Source organism: Streptomyces sp. NPDC053755 (assembly GCF_040677675.1).
Lineage (GTDB): Bacteria > Actinomycetota > Actinomycetes > Streptomycetales > Streptomycetaceae > Streptomyces.
Genome location: NZ_JBFASK010000027.1, coordinates 1 through 13,682, shown reverse-complemented (window position 1 = coordinate 13,682; position 13,682 = coordinate 1). Strand labels below are relative to the sequence as shown.

The following is a 13,682-nucleotide window of genomic DNA, read 5'->3' as shown; positions in this document are numbered from 1 at the left end:
ATGGCGCAGAACACCCGTACCACTCCGGCCGGTACGCCGACGAAGGTCACCCAGAACCACAACAAGGGCGGCATCGGCGAGTCCACCCTCCGCCCGGACGGCACCCTCAAGGTGACCGGCGAGTTCGCGTACTCCTCGGACATGTGGCACGAGGACATGCTGTGGGGCCACACGCTCCGCTCCACCGTGGCGCACGCCGAGATCCTCTCCATCGACATCTCCGAGGCCCTCGCGATGGGCGGCGTCTACGCCGTCCTGACCTACGACGACCTGCCGACCGAGATGAAGAACTACGGCCTGGAGATCCAGGACACCCCCGTCCTCGCCCACGGCCGGGTACGGCACCACGGCGAGCCGGTGGCCCTGATCGCCGCCGACCATCCGGAGACCGCCCGCCGCGCGGCCGCCAAGATCAAGATCGACTACAAGGAACTGCCGGTCGTCACCGACGAGGCCTCCGCCCTCGCCGAGGACGCGCCGCTGCTCCACCCGGGCCGCGACGACCACCACGCCGGTCACGTCCCGCACCCCAACATCGTGCACCGCCAGCCGATCATCCGCGGCGACGTGGAGGAGGCCCGCAAGCGGGCCGACGTGATCGTCGAGGGCGAGTACGTCTTCGGCATGCAGGACCAGGCCTTCCTCGGCCCGGAGTCCGGTCTCGCCGTGCCCGCCGAGGACGGAGGCGTCGACCTGTACGTCGCCACCCAGTGGCTGCACTCCGACCTCCGCCAGATCGCCCCGGTCCTCGGCCTGCCCGAGGAGAAGGTCCGGATGACGCTCTCCGGCGTCGGCGGCGCCTTCGGCGGCCGCGAGGACCTGTCGATGCAGATCCACGCCTGCCTCCTGGCGCTGCGCACCGGCAAGCCCGTCAAGATCGTCTACAACCGCTTCGAGTCCTTCTTCGGGCACGTGCACCGCCACCCGGCGAAGCTCTGGTACGAGCACGGGGCCACCAAGGACGGCAAGATCACGCACATGAAGTGCCGGATCGTGCTCGACGGCGGCGCGTACGCCTCCGCCTCCCCGGCGGTCGTCGGCAACGCGTCCTCCCTCGGCGCCGGTCCGTACGTGATCGACAACGTCGACATCGAGGCCGTCGCGCTTTACACCAACAACCCGCCCTGTGGCGCGATGCGCGGCTTCGGCGCCGTCCAGGCGTGCTTCGCGTACGAGGCGCAGATGGACAAGCTCGCCGCCAAGCTGGGCATGGACCCGGTGGAGCTGCGCCAGCTCAACGCCATGGAGCAGGGCACGATCATGCCGACCGGCCAGGTCGTGGACTCGCCGGCCCCGGTCGCCGAGCTGCTGCGCCGGGTCAAGGCCCGCCCGATGCCCCCGGAGCAGCAGTGGCTCGCCGCCGGTGAGCAGGCGGACGTCCGCGCGCTGCCCGGCGGTCTGTCCAACACCACGCACGGCGAGGGTGTCGTCCGGGGTGTCGGCTACGCCGTCGGCATCAAGAACGTCGGCTTCTCCGAGGGCTTCGACGACTACTCCACCGCCCGCGTGACCCTGGAGGTCATCAACGGCGAGCCCGTCGCGATGGTCCACACGGCCATGGCGGAGGTCGGTCAGGGCGGTGTCACCGTGCACGCCCAGATCGCCCGTACGGAGCTGGGCGTCACGCAGGTGACGATCCACCCGGCCGACACCCAGGTCGGCTCCGCCGGTTCGACGTCCGCCTCCCGGCAGACGTACATGACCGGTGGCGCGGTGAAGAACACCTGTGAGGCCGTCCGCGAGGCGGTCCTGGAGATCGGCCGCCGCAAGAACGGGTCCTACCACCCGGCGTGGGCGACCGCCGAGCTGCTCCTGGAGGGCGGCAAGGTCGTCACCGACGGCGGCGAGGTCCTGGCGACCATCGCGGACATCCTGGAGGGCGAGGAGCCGATCGACATCGAGCTCGAGTTCCGCCACCGTCCGACCCAGGCGTTCGACCTCGTCACCGGCCAGGGCGACGGCCATGTCCAGTACACCTTCGCCGCGCACCGCGCGGTGGTGGAGGTGGACACCGAGCTCGGCCTGGTCAAGGTCATCGAGCTGGCCACCGCCCAGGACGTCGGCAAGGCGCTCAACATGCTCTCCGTCGTCGGCCAGATCCAGGGTGGCACCACCCAGGGCCTGGGCGTCGCGGTGATGGAAGAGATCATCGTGGACCCGAAGACCGCGAAGGTGCGCAACCCCTCCTTCACGGACTACCTGATCCCGACGATCCTCGACACGCCGACCATCCCGGTCGACGTCCTCGAACTCGCCGACCCCAACGCGCCGTACGGCCTGCGGGGACTCGGCGAGGCCCCGACCCTGTCGTCCACCCCGGCCGTCCTCGCGGCGATCCGGAACGCGACGGGTCTGGAGCTGAACAAGACGCCGGTCCGCCCCGAGGCGCTCACCGGCACCCTCTAGAGAGTGTCCGGAAAGTACCGGCGTCCGTCCGAAGGGCGCCCTGGCGAGACTTTCCGGACACGACCGAGAACTCTCCGGGCGGTGCGTGCCTCCAGGAACGTCACACTTCCCGCCCGTACCGCCCGGAGCGACCCCCGCAGTACCCAGCACCACCGGCATCACCCGCAGTACCGAGTACCACCCGTGGTACCCGGCATCACCCGCACCACCCCGCAGTACCGAGCAGCACCAGATCGACCTGAACCACCACAGTTCGTCTCGGGCCGTCCCCCGGGTCGTGCAGCCCACGCAGCATCCCAAATCCCGCAGCGTCTCTGACTTCCCCAGTCTTATGCGGGTGCCCCTTTGAACCTTGGGAGTAGGCCCCATGACCCAGTCGTCAGTGGAGCCCAAGACCGCCTCGGAGGACGCGGGCTCCGGCTCCAACGTCCCCGCCGGCCGTTCTTGGCTCGACCGGTACTTTCACATCTCGGAGAGAGGATCCACCGTCGCGACGGAGATCCGCGGCGGCGTCACCACCTTCATGGCGATGGCGTACATTCTCCTGCTCAACCCCCTGATCCTCGGCGGCAAGGATGTGGACGGCAACGTCCTCAGCCAGCCCGCGCTCATCACGGCGACCGCTCTCGCCGCCGCTGTGACCACCCTCCTGATGGGCTTCTGGGGCAAGGTCCCGCTCGCCCTGGCCGCCGGCCTCAGCGTGTCCGGCGTCCTGTCCTCGCAGGTCATCGCCGTCATGACCTGGCCGCAGGCCATGGCCATGTGTGTGGCCTACGGTGTGGTGATCTGTCTCCTGGTGGTCACCGGCCTCCGTGAGATGATCATGAACGCGATACCGCTGGCGATCAAGCACGCGATCACCATCGGCATCGGCCTCTTCATCGCGATCATCGGCTTCGTCAAGGCCGGCTTCGTGCACGAGAACCCCGCCCCCGGCGGCGGCCCCGTCACGCTCGGCCCCCTGGGTGAACTCCAGGGCTGGCCGGTCCTGATCTTCGCCGTCACCCTGCTGCTGATCTTCGCCCTGCAGGCCCGCAACATCCCCGGCGCCATCCTCATCGGCATCGTCGTGGGCACGGTCATCGCCATGATCGTCAACGCCGTCGGCGACGTCCCGGAGAAGGGCGCGGGAGCCTGGTTCTCCGGCGCGCCCGAGCTGCACGGGAGCGCCGTCTCCGCCCCGGACTTCTCGCTCATCGGCGACGTGTCCTTCAGCGGCTGGGGCGACGTCGGCTACATCACGATCACCATGATCGTCTTCACCCTGGTGCTCGCGGGCTTCTTCGACGCCATGGCGACCATCATCGGTGTCGGCTCCGAGGCCAACCTGGCCGACGACAAGGGCCGCATGCCGGGTCTGTCCAAGGCCCTGTTCATCGACGGTGCCGGCGGTGTCATCGGCGGAGGCGTCGGCGGCTCCGGCCAGACCGTCTTCGTCGAGTCCGCCACCGGCGTCGGCGAAGGCGCCCGCACGGGCCTGTCCTCCGTCGTCACCGGCGCGTTCTTCGCGGCCTGCCTCTTCTTCACCCCGGTCACCGCGATCGTGCCCGCCGAGGTCGCCTCCGCGGCCCTGGTCGTCATCGGCGCGATGATGATGCAGAACGCCAAGCACGTCGACTGGAGCGACCGCTCCGTCGCGATCCCGGTGTTCCTCACCGTGGTCCTGATGCCGTTCACGTACACCATCACCACGGGTGTCGCGGCCGGTGTCATCTCCTACGCCGTCATCAAGGTGGCGCAGGGCAAGGCACGCGAAGTGGGCGCCTTCATGTGGGGTCTGACCGCGATCTTCGTCGTGTACTTCGCGATCCATCCGATCGAGAGCTGGCTGGGCGTCAGCTGACGCCCGTACCGCCGCCCTCCACACGTATCGAGGAGTTCGAGATGCTGGACATCGCCGAAGAGCTGCACCGGTGGGTCGAGCAGGGCCGCGAGTTCGCCGTTGCCACCGTCGTGGCCGTCGGCGGCAGCGCGCCCCGGCAGCCCGGCGCCGCGCTCGCCGTCGACCGGGACGGCACGGCGATCGGCTCGGTCTCCGGCGGATGTGTGGAGGGCGCGGTCTACGACCTGTGCCGACAGGCCCTCGAGGACGGCGGAACCGTCGTCGAGCGCTTCGGATACAGCGACGAGGACGCCTTCGCGGTCGGCCTGACCTGCGGCGGCATCATCGACATCCTCGTCACGCCGGTACGCGGCGGGGTCTACCCCGCCGCGCTCCGCGCCGCCGTCTCCGGCGAGGCGGCGGCCCTGGCCCGGATCGTCGGGGGCCCCGCCGACCTGATGGGCCGGGCGCTCCTCGTCCGCCCCGACGGGTCCTGCGAAGGTTCCCTCGGAGGCCACCCCGAGCTGGACCGCACCGCGGCCGGCGAGGCCTTCGCCATGCTCGACGCCGGCCGGACCGGCACCGTCGAGATCGGCGAGGACGGCAGCCGCTGCGGTCAGCCGCTCACCCTCCTGGTCGAGTCCTCCGTCCCCGCCCCCCGCATGATCGTCTTCGGCGCGATCGACTTCGCCTCCGCGCTGGTGAAGGTCGGCAAGTTCCTCGGGTACCACGTCACCGTCTGCGACGCCCGCCCCGTCTTCGCGACGCCGGCCCGCTTCCCCGACGCCGACGAGATCGTCGTCGAGTGGCCCCACCGCTACCTCAGGGCCGCCGCCGACGCGGGCGGGATCGACGGCCGCACGGTCCTCTGCGTCCTCACCCACGACGCCAAGTTCGACGTCCCGCTGCTCGAAGCGGCCCTGAAGCTTCCCGTCGCCTACGTCGGCGCGATGGGCTCCCGCCGTACCCACGAGGACCGCAACAAGCGGCTGCGCGAGGTCGGCGTCACCGAACTCGAACTCGCCCGGCTGCGCTCGCCGATCGGCCTCGACCTCGGCGCCCGCACCCCCGAGGAGACGGCGATCTCCATCGCCGCCGAGATCGTCGCCAACCGGCGCGGCGGCAGCGGAGTCTCCCTCACCGGCGCCCACACGCCCATCCACCACGACGGGCCGCGCGCACCCGACGGCCGCATCGGCTCCGTGGCGTAGACGGCTCCCCCGGGCCGTACGGGACGTCCCGTACGGCCCCCACGCCCGGTTTCCGGCCGAGGTGTCGCGATATCGACGCGTACCGGCGGCGGCGGGACGCCCGCCGGTTAGGGTCCGGTTCATGGAGATTCGTGACGTACCCGAAGCCCATCTCGACCGCGCCCTCGATCTCGTCTACCTCGTCTTCCACGAACGCCCGGACGAACAGAAGCGCAAGCACCACCGCGAGCTGATGCTGCCCTGCGAACGCGTCGGGGCGTACGACGGGGAGACCCTGGTCGGCTTCGTCGCCGCCCACCGCTTCACCCTCTCCGTGCCCGGGGGCGACCTGCCCTGCCCCGGCCTGACCTTCGTCTCGGTCGCCCCCACCCACCGCCGGCGCGGTGTGCTCTCGGCCATGCTCGGGGAGCTCTACCGCCGGTGCGCGGCACGCCGGGAGCCGATCGCCGCGCTGTGGGCCTCGGAGGACGCCATCTACGGCCGGTTCGGCTTCGGGCCCGCCACCCAGGGCGCCCTCGTCGAGATCGATTCCCGGCGGCCCCTCGCGCTGCGCGTCGCCCCCGACGAGCGCCCGCTGCGGCTCGTGGACCCCGCCGACGCGCCCGCCGTCCTCGGGCCGTACTACGAGGCCACCCGCGCGCGGCGGGCGGGGCGGGTCGCCCGTGACGAGGAACGCTGGAGCGGCGAATGGCTCGTCGACGAGGACGAGGAGGACGACGAGCTGTCCCCGCCCCGGATCGTCGCCCTCGGCGAGCCCCTCGCGGGATACGCCGTCTACCGCACCAAGGGGGAGGACGACGGCACCCGGACCCCGGGTCTGGTCCGCGTGGACGAACTCGAGGCCGACACCCCCGCGGTCGCCGCCGCCCTGTGGACCTATCTCGCCTCCGTGGACCTCACCGGCACCGTCCGTGCCTGGGGCCGCCCGCTGGACGACCCCCTGCTGCTCTTCGCGGCCGACCGCGACCAGGTGCGGGTCACGGGGCAGTTCCCCGCGCTGTGGGTGCGGCTCGTCGACGTGGGGGCGGCGCTGACCGCGCGGCGCTGGAGCGCCGCCGCGGACCTCGTCGTCGAGGTCCACGACAGCCGGATCCCGGCCAACTCCGGCCGCTTCCGGCTCCGTACGGGGACGGCGGCGGGCCCCGCCGGGACGCGGTACGAGCCGACGGGCGATCCGGTCGACCTCGCCTTCGACGTACGCGACCTCGGCGCCTGCTACCTCGGCGGGACCCGAGTCACCGACCTGGTCGCCGCGGGCCTGGTGGAGGAGCACACGCGGGGCGCGGCCGGCACGCTCGACGCTGCCCTGCGCACCGACCGCCTCCCGCACACCGGCGACGAGTTCTAGGGCGTGTTTCGAAAGTGGCGCCGTCCGCCCGCAGGGCGGGCCAGGCGTCGCCGGGCGGACGGGGCGTCGTGAAACGCCCTGGCGTGCGCGGGAGGCGGTCGTACCGCGTCACTTCCAGATCTCGGCGACCCACTCGGGGTGATCGATGAAGGGGTTCCGGTTCTTCTGGATGCCGAAGATCCTGTCGTTGCGGGACTTCTCGAACGCGTCCGGCGGGTCCTGGTCGTTCCACTGCCGCAGGACCGAGAGCCGGCCCATCGCCGGCGCGGAGCCGTTCCCCACCCGCTCGTTGGGTTCGAGGTCGGGGAAGCCGTCACCGCCGTCGTAGCGGACGGCCATGTAGAGGATCATGCGGGCGACATCGCCCTTGACCGCGTCCCGGGGCTCGAACGAATCGCCGTCGGAGAGGCTGCCGGGGGCCTCGTCGACCGGGTCGCCGCCCGTGTCGAAGTCGAGGTTGCCCCGGGTCGCGTTGACGGAGACGTCCTCGGGGCGCAGGTGGTGGATGTCGGTGCCCGGGCCCGTGGCGGTGCCGAAGTCGCCGTGCGACTTGGCCCAGACGTGCTCGCGGTTCCAGTCGTTCGCCTCGCCGCCGTTGGTGTCCTTGGCCTGGGAGCGCCCGGAGTAGAGCAGGACGACGTTGCCCGGGGCGGCCGGATCCTCGTCGGTGGTCTTCAGCGCGTCCCAGACGTCGTCGTACGAGAGCCTGGTCTGCTCGCTGATGATGGCGTGGAGGGCGCTCTTCAGCTCGGTGCCGGTCTTGCCGTGGGCGCCGTCGTAGTACGTGTCGTCCAGCGGCGCGGCGGCCGGGGCGGGCGCGGCGCCTCCGGCCGGCGCGGGCGGGGAGCCGGAGGCGTAGGCCGCCGTGGACACGGCGACCGCGGCCGTCGCGACGAGGGTCAGGACGGGGCGCCGCCAGGGACGCTGCCTGCGGTGAGCGGACATGATGTGGGGGGTGTCCTCTCGCTCGGCGGGCACGTCGTCTCGTTCCGGCGATCGGCAGGCTGGACGTGGTGCCCGACAGACGGATCACGGTGGGGGGTTCAGGCCAGGAGCTTGGCATGTCACGGCCATGGGTGCGTGCACGCCGTGCACCCGTCCTGTGACGACCCCGTGGAGGAGGCCGTCTCCGGTGCGCGGCGGAAAGGCCGTGCGAGCCCCGCTCCCGCGCATGCCGGAGCGCCCGGCCGATCAGGTCGGCCGGGCGCGGTGTCCAGGCTCCCTTAGGGAGCGTCCACCAGGACCCGTCCGTCGGCCGGGACGCGGGAGGCGAGGCCGCCGGCGTAGGCCGACTCCACCCGGGCCTGCTCGGTCGCGTTCGGGACGGCGTTCCTGCAGCTCGTACCGGCGCTCGAACCCGACATGAGCTGGGAGCACGGGCCGGGCTTGGTGTCGGGCAGACCCAGGCTGTGGCCCAGCTCGTGGGCGGCGATGCGGGTCTTGTCGTAGCCCTGGGCCACCGCCTGGCTGCCGAGCTCGACCCGGACCTGCCTGCCCGGCCGGACGGGGCCGAGGGTGGCCTGGGGCCAGCCGGTCGTCGCCACGATCACGATCTCGGCCGGGGAGCCCGGCGCCACTTCGACCAGCCGGACGTTGTCGACGTTCGCGTTCCAGGAGGCGACTCCGGCGGCGATCGCCGCCTCCCAGCCGACGGCCCTGCTGTCGTCGTATCGGAGTGTCACCACCGCCGAGGCGCTCACCGCCGACGGCTGCGAGGCGGGCGCGGGCGTGGGGGCGGGGGCGTAGGCGGGTGCGGCGTTGGCGGCGGACGCCGTGGCCAGGACGACCGCTGCGGCGGTGATCCCTGTCTTCAGCCATGTGGAGAGCGGCATTGCTGTCCCTTCACTCATGGGGGGACTCGGAACCGTGCGGAACCGAGAGTGCGGGAGGAGCTGCGCTGGTGCCCGGTCGGCCGGGACGGTCGGTCGCCGATCCTCCCCGGGTCCTACGACGGTATGCCCCCACGACCCTGTCTGTCATGGGCCTGCCATAGCTGACAAAGCGTCAGTTTGTTTCCTCTGGCGCCGTGTTGGGGGACAGGGGCGTTTCCATGAGCAGCGTACGGAGATGGGCGCAGGCCTCCGCCTCGGTGGCGTGCGCGGCGACCGGCTCGTACGCGCCGCGCTCGTACACGCCCGTCTCCCAGCCGTCGCCGCCGGGCCTCGCGCGCAGATAGGCGAAGTCCGGCGGGGTGGGGGCCGGTTCGTGGACGCCCTCGATCCAGTAGTGGCCCCCGGGCACTCCGGCCTCGCGCAGCGCCCGGGCCAAGGCGGACCGGTTCACGCGGTGACGCGCACCAGGTAGCCGTTGTCGAGCAGCCACTTGACGTTCAGGCGCTGACCGGTGCCCGGGTCGAGGAAGGCGGGGTCCAGCTTGATCTGGCGGCCGCCGCCGGGCTGCTCGAACCAGGGGGCGATGCCGCCCTCCCAGACCGTGAACGGCCGCGTCACGACGTACACGTGGTAGTCGCAGGGGAAGGCGGCGTCGCGGGTGTTGAGGTTCTGCGGCGGCAGGGCTCGCTTGGCGTAGGCGTCTCCGGCGGGGGCGAGGTAGGAGCCGTACTCCGAGCCGAAGCGGTCCAGGCGCTCACCCTCCTCCAGGACCTCGGGGGCCTTGTCCACCTCGCCGTTGACCTCGGCGAAGCCGTCGTTCGGCGGGTACTTCCAGCCGCCCGTGTCGGCCGGGCCCTCCCAGTACTTCTTGAGGAAGTCCGCGGAGGAGAGGGTGCCGGTGCGGTGGTACCGGTGCAGCAGCGGGCCCACCGGCTGCTGCCGCTTCCTCGGCAGGAACTTCGGGCCGAGCCGCTTGTCGCCCGCGAACTCCCCGGTGCAGGGCGCGTGCGGCCTGGAGCCGGCTCCGGCATCCGTGGCGAGGGGGGCGGCTCCGGCCAGGGCGGCGCCGGCTTCGGGCGTCCCGGGGTGCGGGGTGCCGGTGGTCACGGTGCCGGGCGTCTCGTCCGGGGCGGGGGCGGCCTGGGCCGCCGGGGCGCCGGTCAGCGCGGCGGTGACGCCCATGGCGGCGAGTACGGCACGGATCCTCAGGTCGGTACGACTGCGCTCCACGCGAAGGTCTCCCTGTGTGATGGCATGGCCTGTCGATGCGCCGCACACAGTAGTGGATCACAAGCGGAGCGTGAGGGAGCCGCTCAGGACCTCGTCAGGCCGTTCAGGAGCAGCTCCGCCAGCTGTTCGTACGCCTCGGCGTCGGCGAGCCCCGTCGCCGCCGCCACCTGGCGCCGCTGGATCCGGACCATCACCGAGGAGATGACGTCGGCCGCGAAGGTCACGTGGACGTCGCGGAAGACGCCCGCGCGCACGCCCTCCTCGATCAGCTGCTGGACCCGTCCCGCCGCCGCGCGCGTGTTGCGCTCGTACACCTCGGCGGCCGGTTCGAAGGCGGCCACGTCGTCGAAGAAGCGGGGCGAGACCGGGGCCAGCTCGGCCGCCACCGCCCGCAGATAGGCGGCGAGGCGTTCGGCCGGCTCGGTCTCGGCCGCGAGCACCGACTCCACCCGAGTCGTCGCGCGCCGGAAGAAGTGGACCACGGCCGCCCGGACGAGCTGCTCCTTGCTGCCCGCCAGGCCGTAGAGCGTCCGCTTCGAGCAGCGCAGCCGAGAGGCGAGCTCGTCGAGCGTCAGCTGGGCGAAGCCCTCGCCCACCAGAAGGGCCACCAGGTCCTCGAACAGGGCGGACCGGCGGGCCGCGCCGCGGCCCGTCAGCTTGGGTGCGTCGGCGGCTGAGGTCTCGATCACCCGAACAGTATGCCGGGCGGCCTCTGCGGGGGGTTACGGCGGAACCCTTCTGCGCTACGCTGACCGGTACTGCCGTACCGCCCCCAGTACCGCTTTACCCGTGGTGCTGAGTGTCCCTGGAGTCGCCATGGATGTCGACCGCCTGCTTCCCACCCCCGAGGCAGCGGACCTCATCGCCCTCACGCGGGAGATCGCCGACAAGGAGCTCTCTCCCCGCGTGGACGAGCACGAGGCCGCCGAGACGTACCCGGAAGGTCTGTTCACCACCCTCGGCGAGGCCGGGCTGCTCGGCCTCGCCTATCCCGAGGAATTCGGCGGCGGAGGCCAGCCGTACGAGGTCTACCTCCAGGTCCTGGAGGAGCTCGCGGCACGCTGGGCGGCCGTGGCCGTCGCCACCAGCGTGCACACGCTCGCCTGCCACCCGCTGCACTCCTTCGGCACCCCCGAGCAGAAGGAGCGCTGGCTGCCCGCGATGCTCGCGGGCGAGGTGGTCGGCGGATACAGCCTCTCCGAGCCTCAGGCCGGCTCCGACGCGGCCGCCCTTTCCTGCAAGGCGGAGCGCACCACCGACGGCGAGGGCGCCGACGCCTACCGCGTCACCGGAAACAAGGCGTGGATCACGCACGGCGGGAAGGCAGGCTTCTACGCCCTCTTCGCCCGCACGGCGCCGGGCAGCCACGGCATCTCCTGCTTCCTCGCGCCGGGCGCCGCCGACGGGCTGACCTTCGGCAAGCCGGAACGCAAGATGGGCCTCCAGGCCGTGCCCACCACCTCCGCCCACTGGGACGGCGCCCTCCTCGGAGCCGACCGCCGGATCGGGGAGGAGGGGCAGGGGCTCCAGATCGCGTTCAGCGCCCTCGACTGCGGCCGGCTCGGCATCGCCGCCTGCGCCACGGGCCTCGCCCAGGCCGCCCTCGACGCCGCCGTCGCGTACGCCAACGAGCGCACCACCTTCGGCCGCAAGATCGTCGACCACCAGGGGCTCGGCTTCCTCCTCGCGGACATGGCCGCCGCCGTGGACTCCGCCCGCGCGACCTACCTTGACGCCGCCCGCCGCCGCGACCTCGGCCGCCCGTTCAGCCGCCAGGCCAGCGCGGCCAAGCTGGTCGCGACCGACGCCGCCATGAAGGTGACCACGGACGCCGTGCAGGTCCTCGGCGGGTACGGCTACACGCGTGACTTCCCGGTCGAGCGCTACATGCGCGAGGCGAAGATCATGCAGATCTTCGAAGGCACGAACCAGATCCAGCGGCTCGTCATCAGCCGCTCCCTCGTCCGGTGACCCCGCTCGCCGTCACCCCTCCGTCCGTCTCGCACGCTGCCGCCACACCCGCAAGGAGCATCATGGACATCGCCGGATCCGCCGCGCTCGTCACCGGCGCGGCCTCGGGCCTCGGGGCCGCCACCGCCGCCGCGCTCGCCGCCCGCGGCGCGACCGTCTACGGCCTGGACCTGGACAGGGCCGTCGCCGCCGCGGGCCCCCTGCCCGACGGGGTCACCCTGCTCGCCGCCGACGTCACCGACGAGGGCCCGGTCCGCGAGGCCCTCGCCCGGATCGAGGCCGACGGCGCCGAGCTGCGGCTCGCCGTCAACTGCGCGGGCATCGCCCCCTCGGCCCGCGTCCTGGGCCGCAAAGGGCCGCACGATCTCGATCTGTTCCGCACGGTGCTCCACGTCAACCTGCTCGGCACCTTCAACGTGATGCGCCTCGCCGCCGAGGTCATCGCCCGGCAGGAGGCGGACGAGCACGGCCAGCGCGGGCTCGTCGTCAACACCGCCTCCATCGCCGCCTTCGAGGGGCAGGTCGGCCAGATCGCCTACGCGGCCTCCAAGGCCGGGGTCGCCGGGATGACCGTGACCGCCGCCCGGGACCTCGCGCAGTTCGGCATCCGGGTCGTCACCATCGCCCCCGGCATCGTCGACACCCCGATGATGGCCGGCTTCAGCGACGAGATCCGGGCCGGGCTCGGCGCGAGCGTCACCTTCCCGCAGCGCCTGGCCCGGCCGGAGGAGTATGCCCGGCTCGTCACGATGATCACCGAGCACGACTACCTCAACGGCGAGACGATCCGGATGGACGGCGCTCTGCGCATGGCGGCCCGCTGATTCGCCCCCTCGCGCACCCTCATCACCAGGGAAATAGCACTTGGTGCCGCTTCTGAGTGGCACCAAGTGCCGCTGCGGCGCGCCCGGGGTGTTAGGTTCGGGCCATGGGAACGGGAACAGCGTCGACCAACTCCGCGAAGCCCGGCATGCGGGACTCCCTCATCGCCGCGGCCTTCCAGCTCTTCCTGGAGCGGGGGTACGAACAGACGACCGTCGACGACATCGTCCGGACGGCCGGGGTCGGCCGCCGGTCCTTCTTCCGGTACTTCCCGTCCAAGGAGGACGTGGTCTTCCCCGACCACGAGCAGTGCCTCGCCGACATGACCGCGTTCCTGGCCGCGAGCGAGGACGGCGACGACCCACTGGTCCGGGTCTGCGACGCCGCCCGGCTCGTCATGCGGATGTACGCCGAGAACCCCACGTTCTCCGTCCAGCGCTACCGCCTCACCCGCGAGGTGACGGGCCTTCGCACGTACGAACTCTCGGTGGTCTGGCGGTACGAGAAGACCCTGGGCGACTACCTGCGCACCCGCTTCGCCGGGCGGCGCGACGGCACCCTGCGCGCCAACGTGGTCGCGGCGGCCGTGGTCGCCGCGCACAACCACGCCCTGCGCCACTGGCTGCGCTCGGGCGGCGAGGGCGACCCGCTGGCCGAGGTCGACCGGGCCCTGGAGTTCGTCCGGGCCACCTGGAGCCCGGAGGGCGGCGCCCCGGGGGCCCCGGCGGACGAGGCCGAGGACGTCGTCGTGGTGATCACCAAGCGCTCCACACCCATGTGGCGGGTGGTGCGTGAGGTGGAGTCGAGCATCGGCGAGAGCTGAGCCGGACGCGTTCCGGGGCGACGGGGTTCCGGGTATCTCCAAATAAGGGAACTCAGGTCTTTATTCTGTGGCACTCAGTGCCATATCTTTGCACTGCACGGTCGAGCCGCCGAGTGCAAGGAGAAGCATCGTGTTCCACACGGGACTGAGGAGCGGGTACGCCGTCCGGACCGAGGAATCGGGCGCAGGCGCCGAGCTCTACTTCCAGCGCTGCCGC

Annotated in this window: 12 protein-coding genes; 7 read left to right on the top strand and 5 right to left on the bottom strand. The window is 71.9% G+C overall.

What is annotated here, in order from left to right:
• From pucD to AB0K65_RS23770, 4 genes are all read left to right on the top strand, one after another.
• Entirely contained in the window at positions 1 to 2,406 is a 2,406-nt protein-coding gene (gene pucD, locus AB0K65_RS23785; RefSeq protein ID WP_365719675.1) for a xanthine dehydrogenase subunit D, read from the top strand.
• 367 nt (positions 2,407 to 2,773) lie between these two features.
• Positions 2,774 to 4,249: an NCS2 family permease gene (locus AB0K65_RS23780; protein WP_365719673.1), complete on the top strand. Its 1,476-nt coding sequence runs from the start codon at positions 2,774 to 2,776 to the stop codon at positions 4,247 to 4,249.
• A gap of 41 nt (positions 4,250 to 4,290) precedes the next feature.
• Positions 4,291 to 5,439 carry an XdhC/CoxI family protein gene (locus AB0K65_RS23775; RefSeq protein WP_365719671.1) on the top strand — a complete coding sequence of 383 codons (1,149 nt, stop codon included), beginning with the start codon at positions 4,291 to 4,293 and terminating at the stop codon, positions 5,437 to 5,439.
• 121 nt (positions 5,440 to 5,560) lie between these two features.
• A complete protein-coding gene (locus tag AB0K65_RS23770; RefSeq protein WP_365719669.1) occupies positions 5,561 to 6,787 on the top strand; it encodes a GNAT family N-acetyltransferase in 1,227 nt (408 codons plus the stop codon).
• 108 nt (positions 6,788 to 6,895) lie between these two features.
• Here AB0K65_RS23770 and AB0K65_RS23765 read toward each other — a convergent pair whose 3' ends face one another.
• The 5 genes from AB0K65_RS23765 to AB0K65_RS23745 form a co-directional block, all read right to left on the bottom strand.
• On the bottom strand, positions 6,896 to 7,732 hold the full coding sequence (locus AB0K65_RS23765; RefSeq protein ID WP_365719803.1) for an endonuclease: 837 nt from the start codon (positions 7,730 to 7,732) through the stop codon (positions 6,896 to 6,898).
• Positions 7,733 to 8,010: 278 nt separating this feature from the next.
• Positions 8,011 to 8,619 carry a snapalysin family zinc-dependent metalloprotease gene (locus AB0K65_RS23760; protein WP_365719667.1) on the bottom strand — a complete coding sequence of 203 codons (609 nt, stop codon included), beginning with the start codon at positions 8,617 to 8,619 and terminating at the stop codon, positions 8,011 to 8,013.
• 172 nt (positions 8,620 to 8,791) lie between these two features.
• Positions 8,792 to 9,070 (bottom strand): hypothetical protein, encoded by a 279-nt coding sequence (locus AB0K65_RS23755; protein ID WP_365719665.1) that lies wholly within the window; start codon positions 9,068 to 9,070, stop codon positions 8,792 to 8,794.
• Positions 9,067 to 9,801 (bottom strand): TNT domain-containing protein, encoded by a 735-nt coding sequence (locus tag AB0K65_RS23750; protein ID WP_365719801.1) that lies wholly within the window; start codon positions 9,799 to 9,801, stop codon positions 9,067 to 9,069. Before AB0K65_RS23750 ends, AB0K65_RS23755 begins: the two co-directional genes overlap by 4 nt.
• A gap of 131 nt (positions 9,802 to 9,932) precedes the next feature.
• Positions 9,933 to 10,538 carry a TetR/AcrR family transcriptional regulator gene (locus AB0K65_RS23745; RefSeq protein WP_365719663.1) on the bottom strand — a complete coding sequence of 202 codons (606 nt, stop codon included), beginning with the start codon at positions 10,536 to 10,538 and terminating at the stop codon, positions 9,933 to 9,935.
• Between the two features lie 127 nt (positions 10,539 to 10,665).
• On the opposite strand from AB0K65_RS23745, the gene AB0K65_RS23740 reads away from it, so the two are divergent.
• The 3 genes from AB0K65_RS23740 (at position 10,666) to AB0K65_RS23730 (ending at position 13,465) form a co-directional block, all read left to right on the top strand.
• Positions 10,666 to 11,820, top strand: coding sequence for an acyl-CoA dehydrogenase family protein (locus AB0K65_RS23740; RefSeq protein WP_365719661.1), 1,155 nt, complete (start codon positions 10,666 to 10,668; stop codon positions 11,818 to 11,820).
• A 62-nt stretch (positions 11,821 to 11,882) separates the two neighbouring features.
• Positions 11,883 to 12,644 (top strand): SDR family NAD(P)-dependent oxidoreductase, encoded by a 762-nt coding sequence (locus AB0K65_RS23735; RefSeq protein WP_365719659.1) that lies wholly within the window; start codon positions 11,883 to 11,885, stop codon positions 12,642 to 12,644.
• Positions 12,645 to 12,748: 104 nt separating this feature from the next.
• Complete coding sequence (locus AB0K65_RS23730) at positions 12,749 to 13,465, top strand: TetR family transcriptional regulator (protein WP_365719657.1); 717 nt, start codon at positions 12,749 to 12,751, stop codon at positions 13,463 to 13,465.
• Positions 13,466 to 13,682 lie beyond the last annotated feature (217 nt).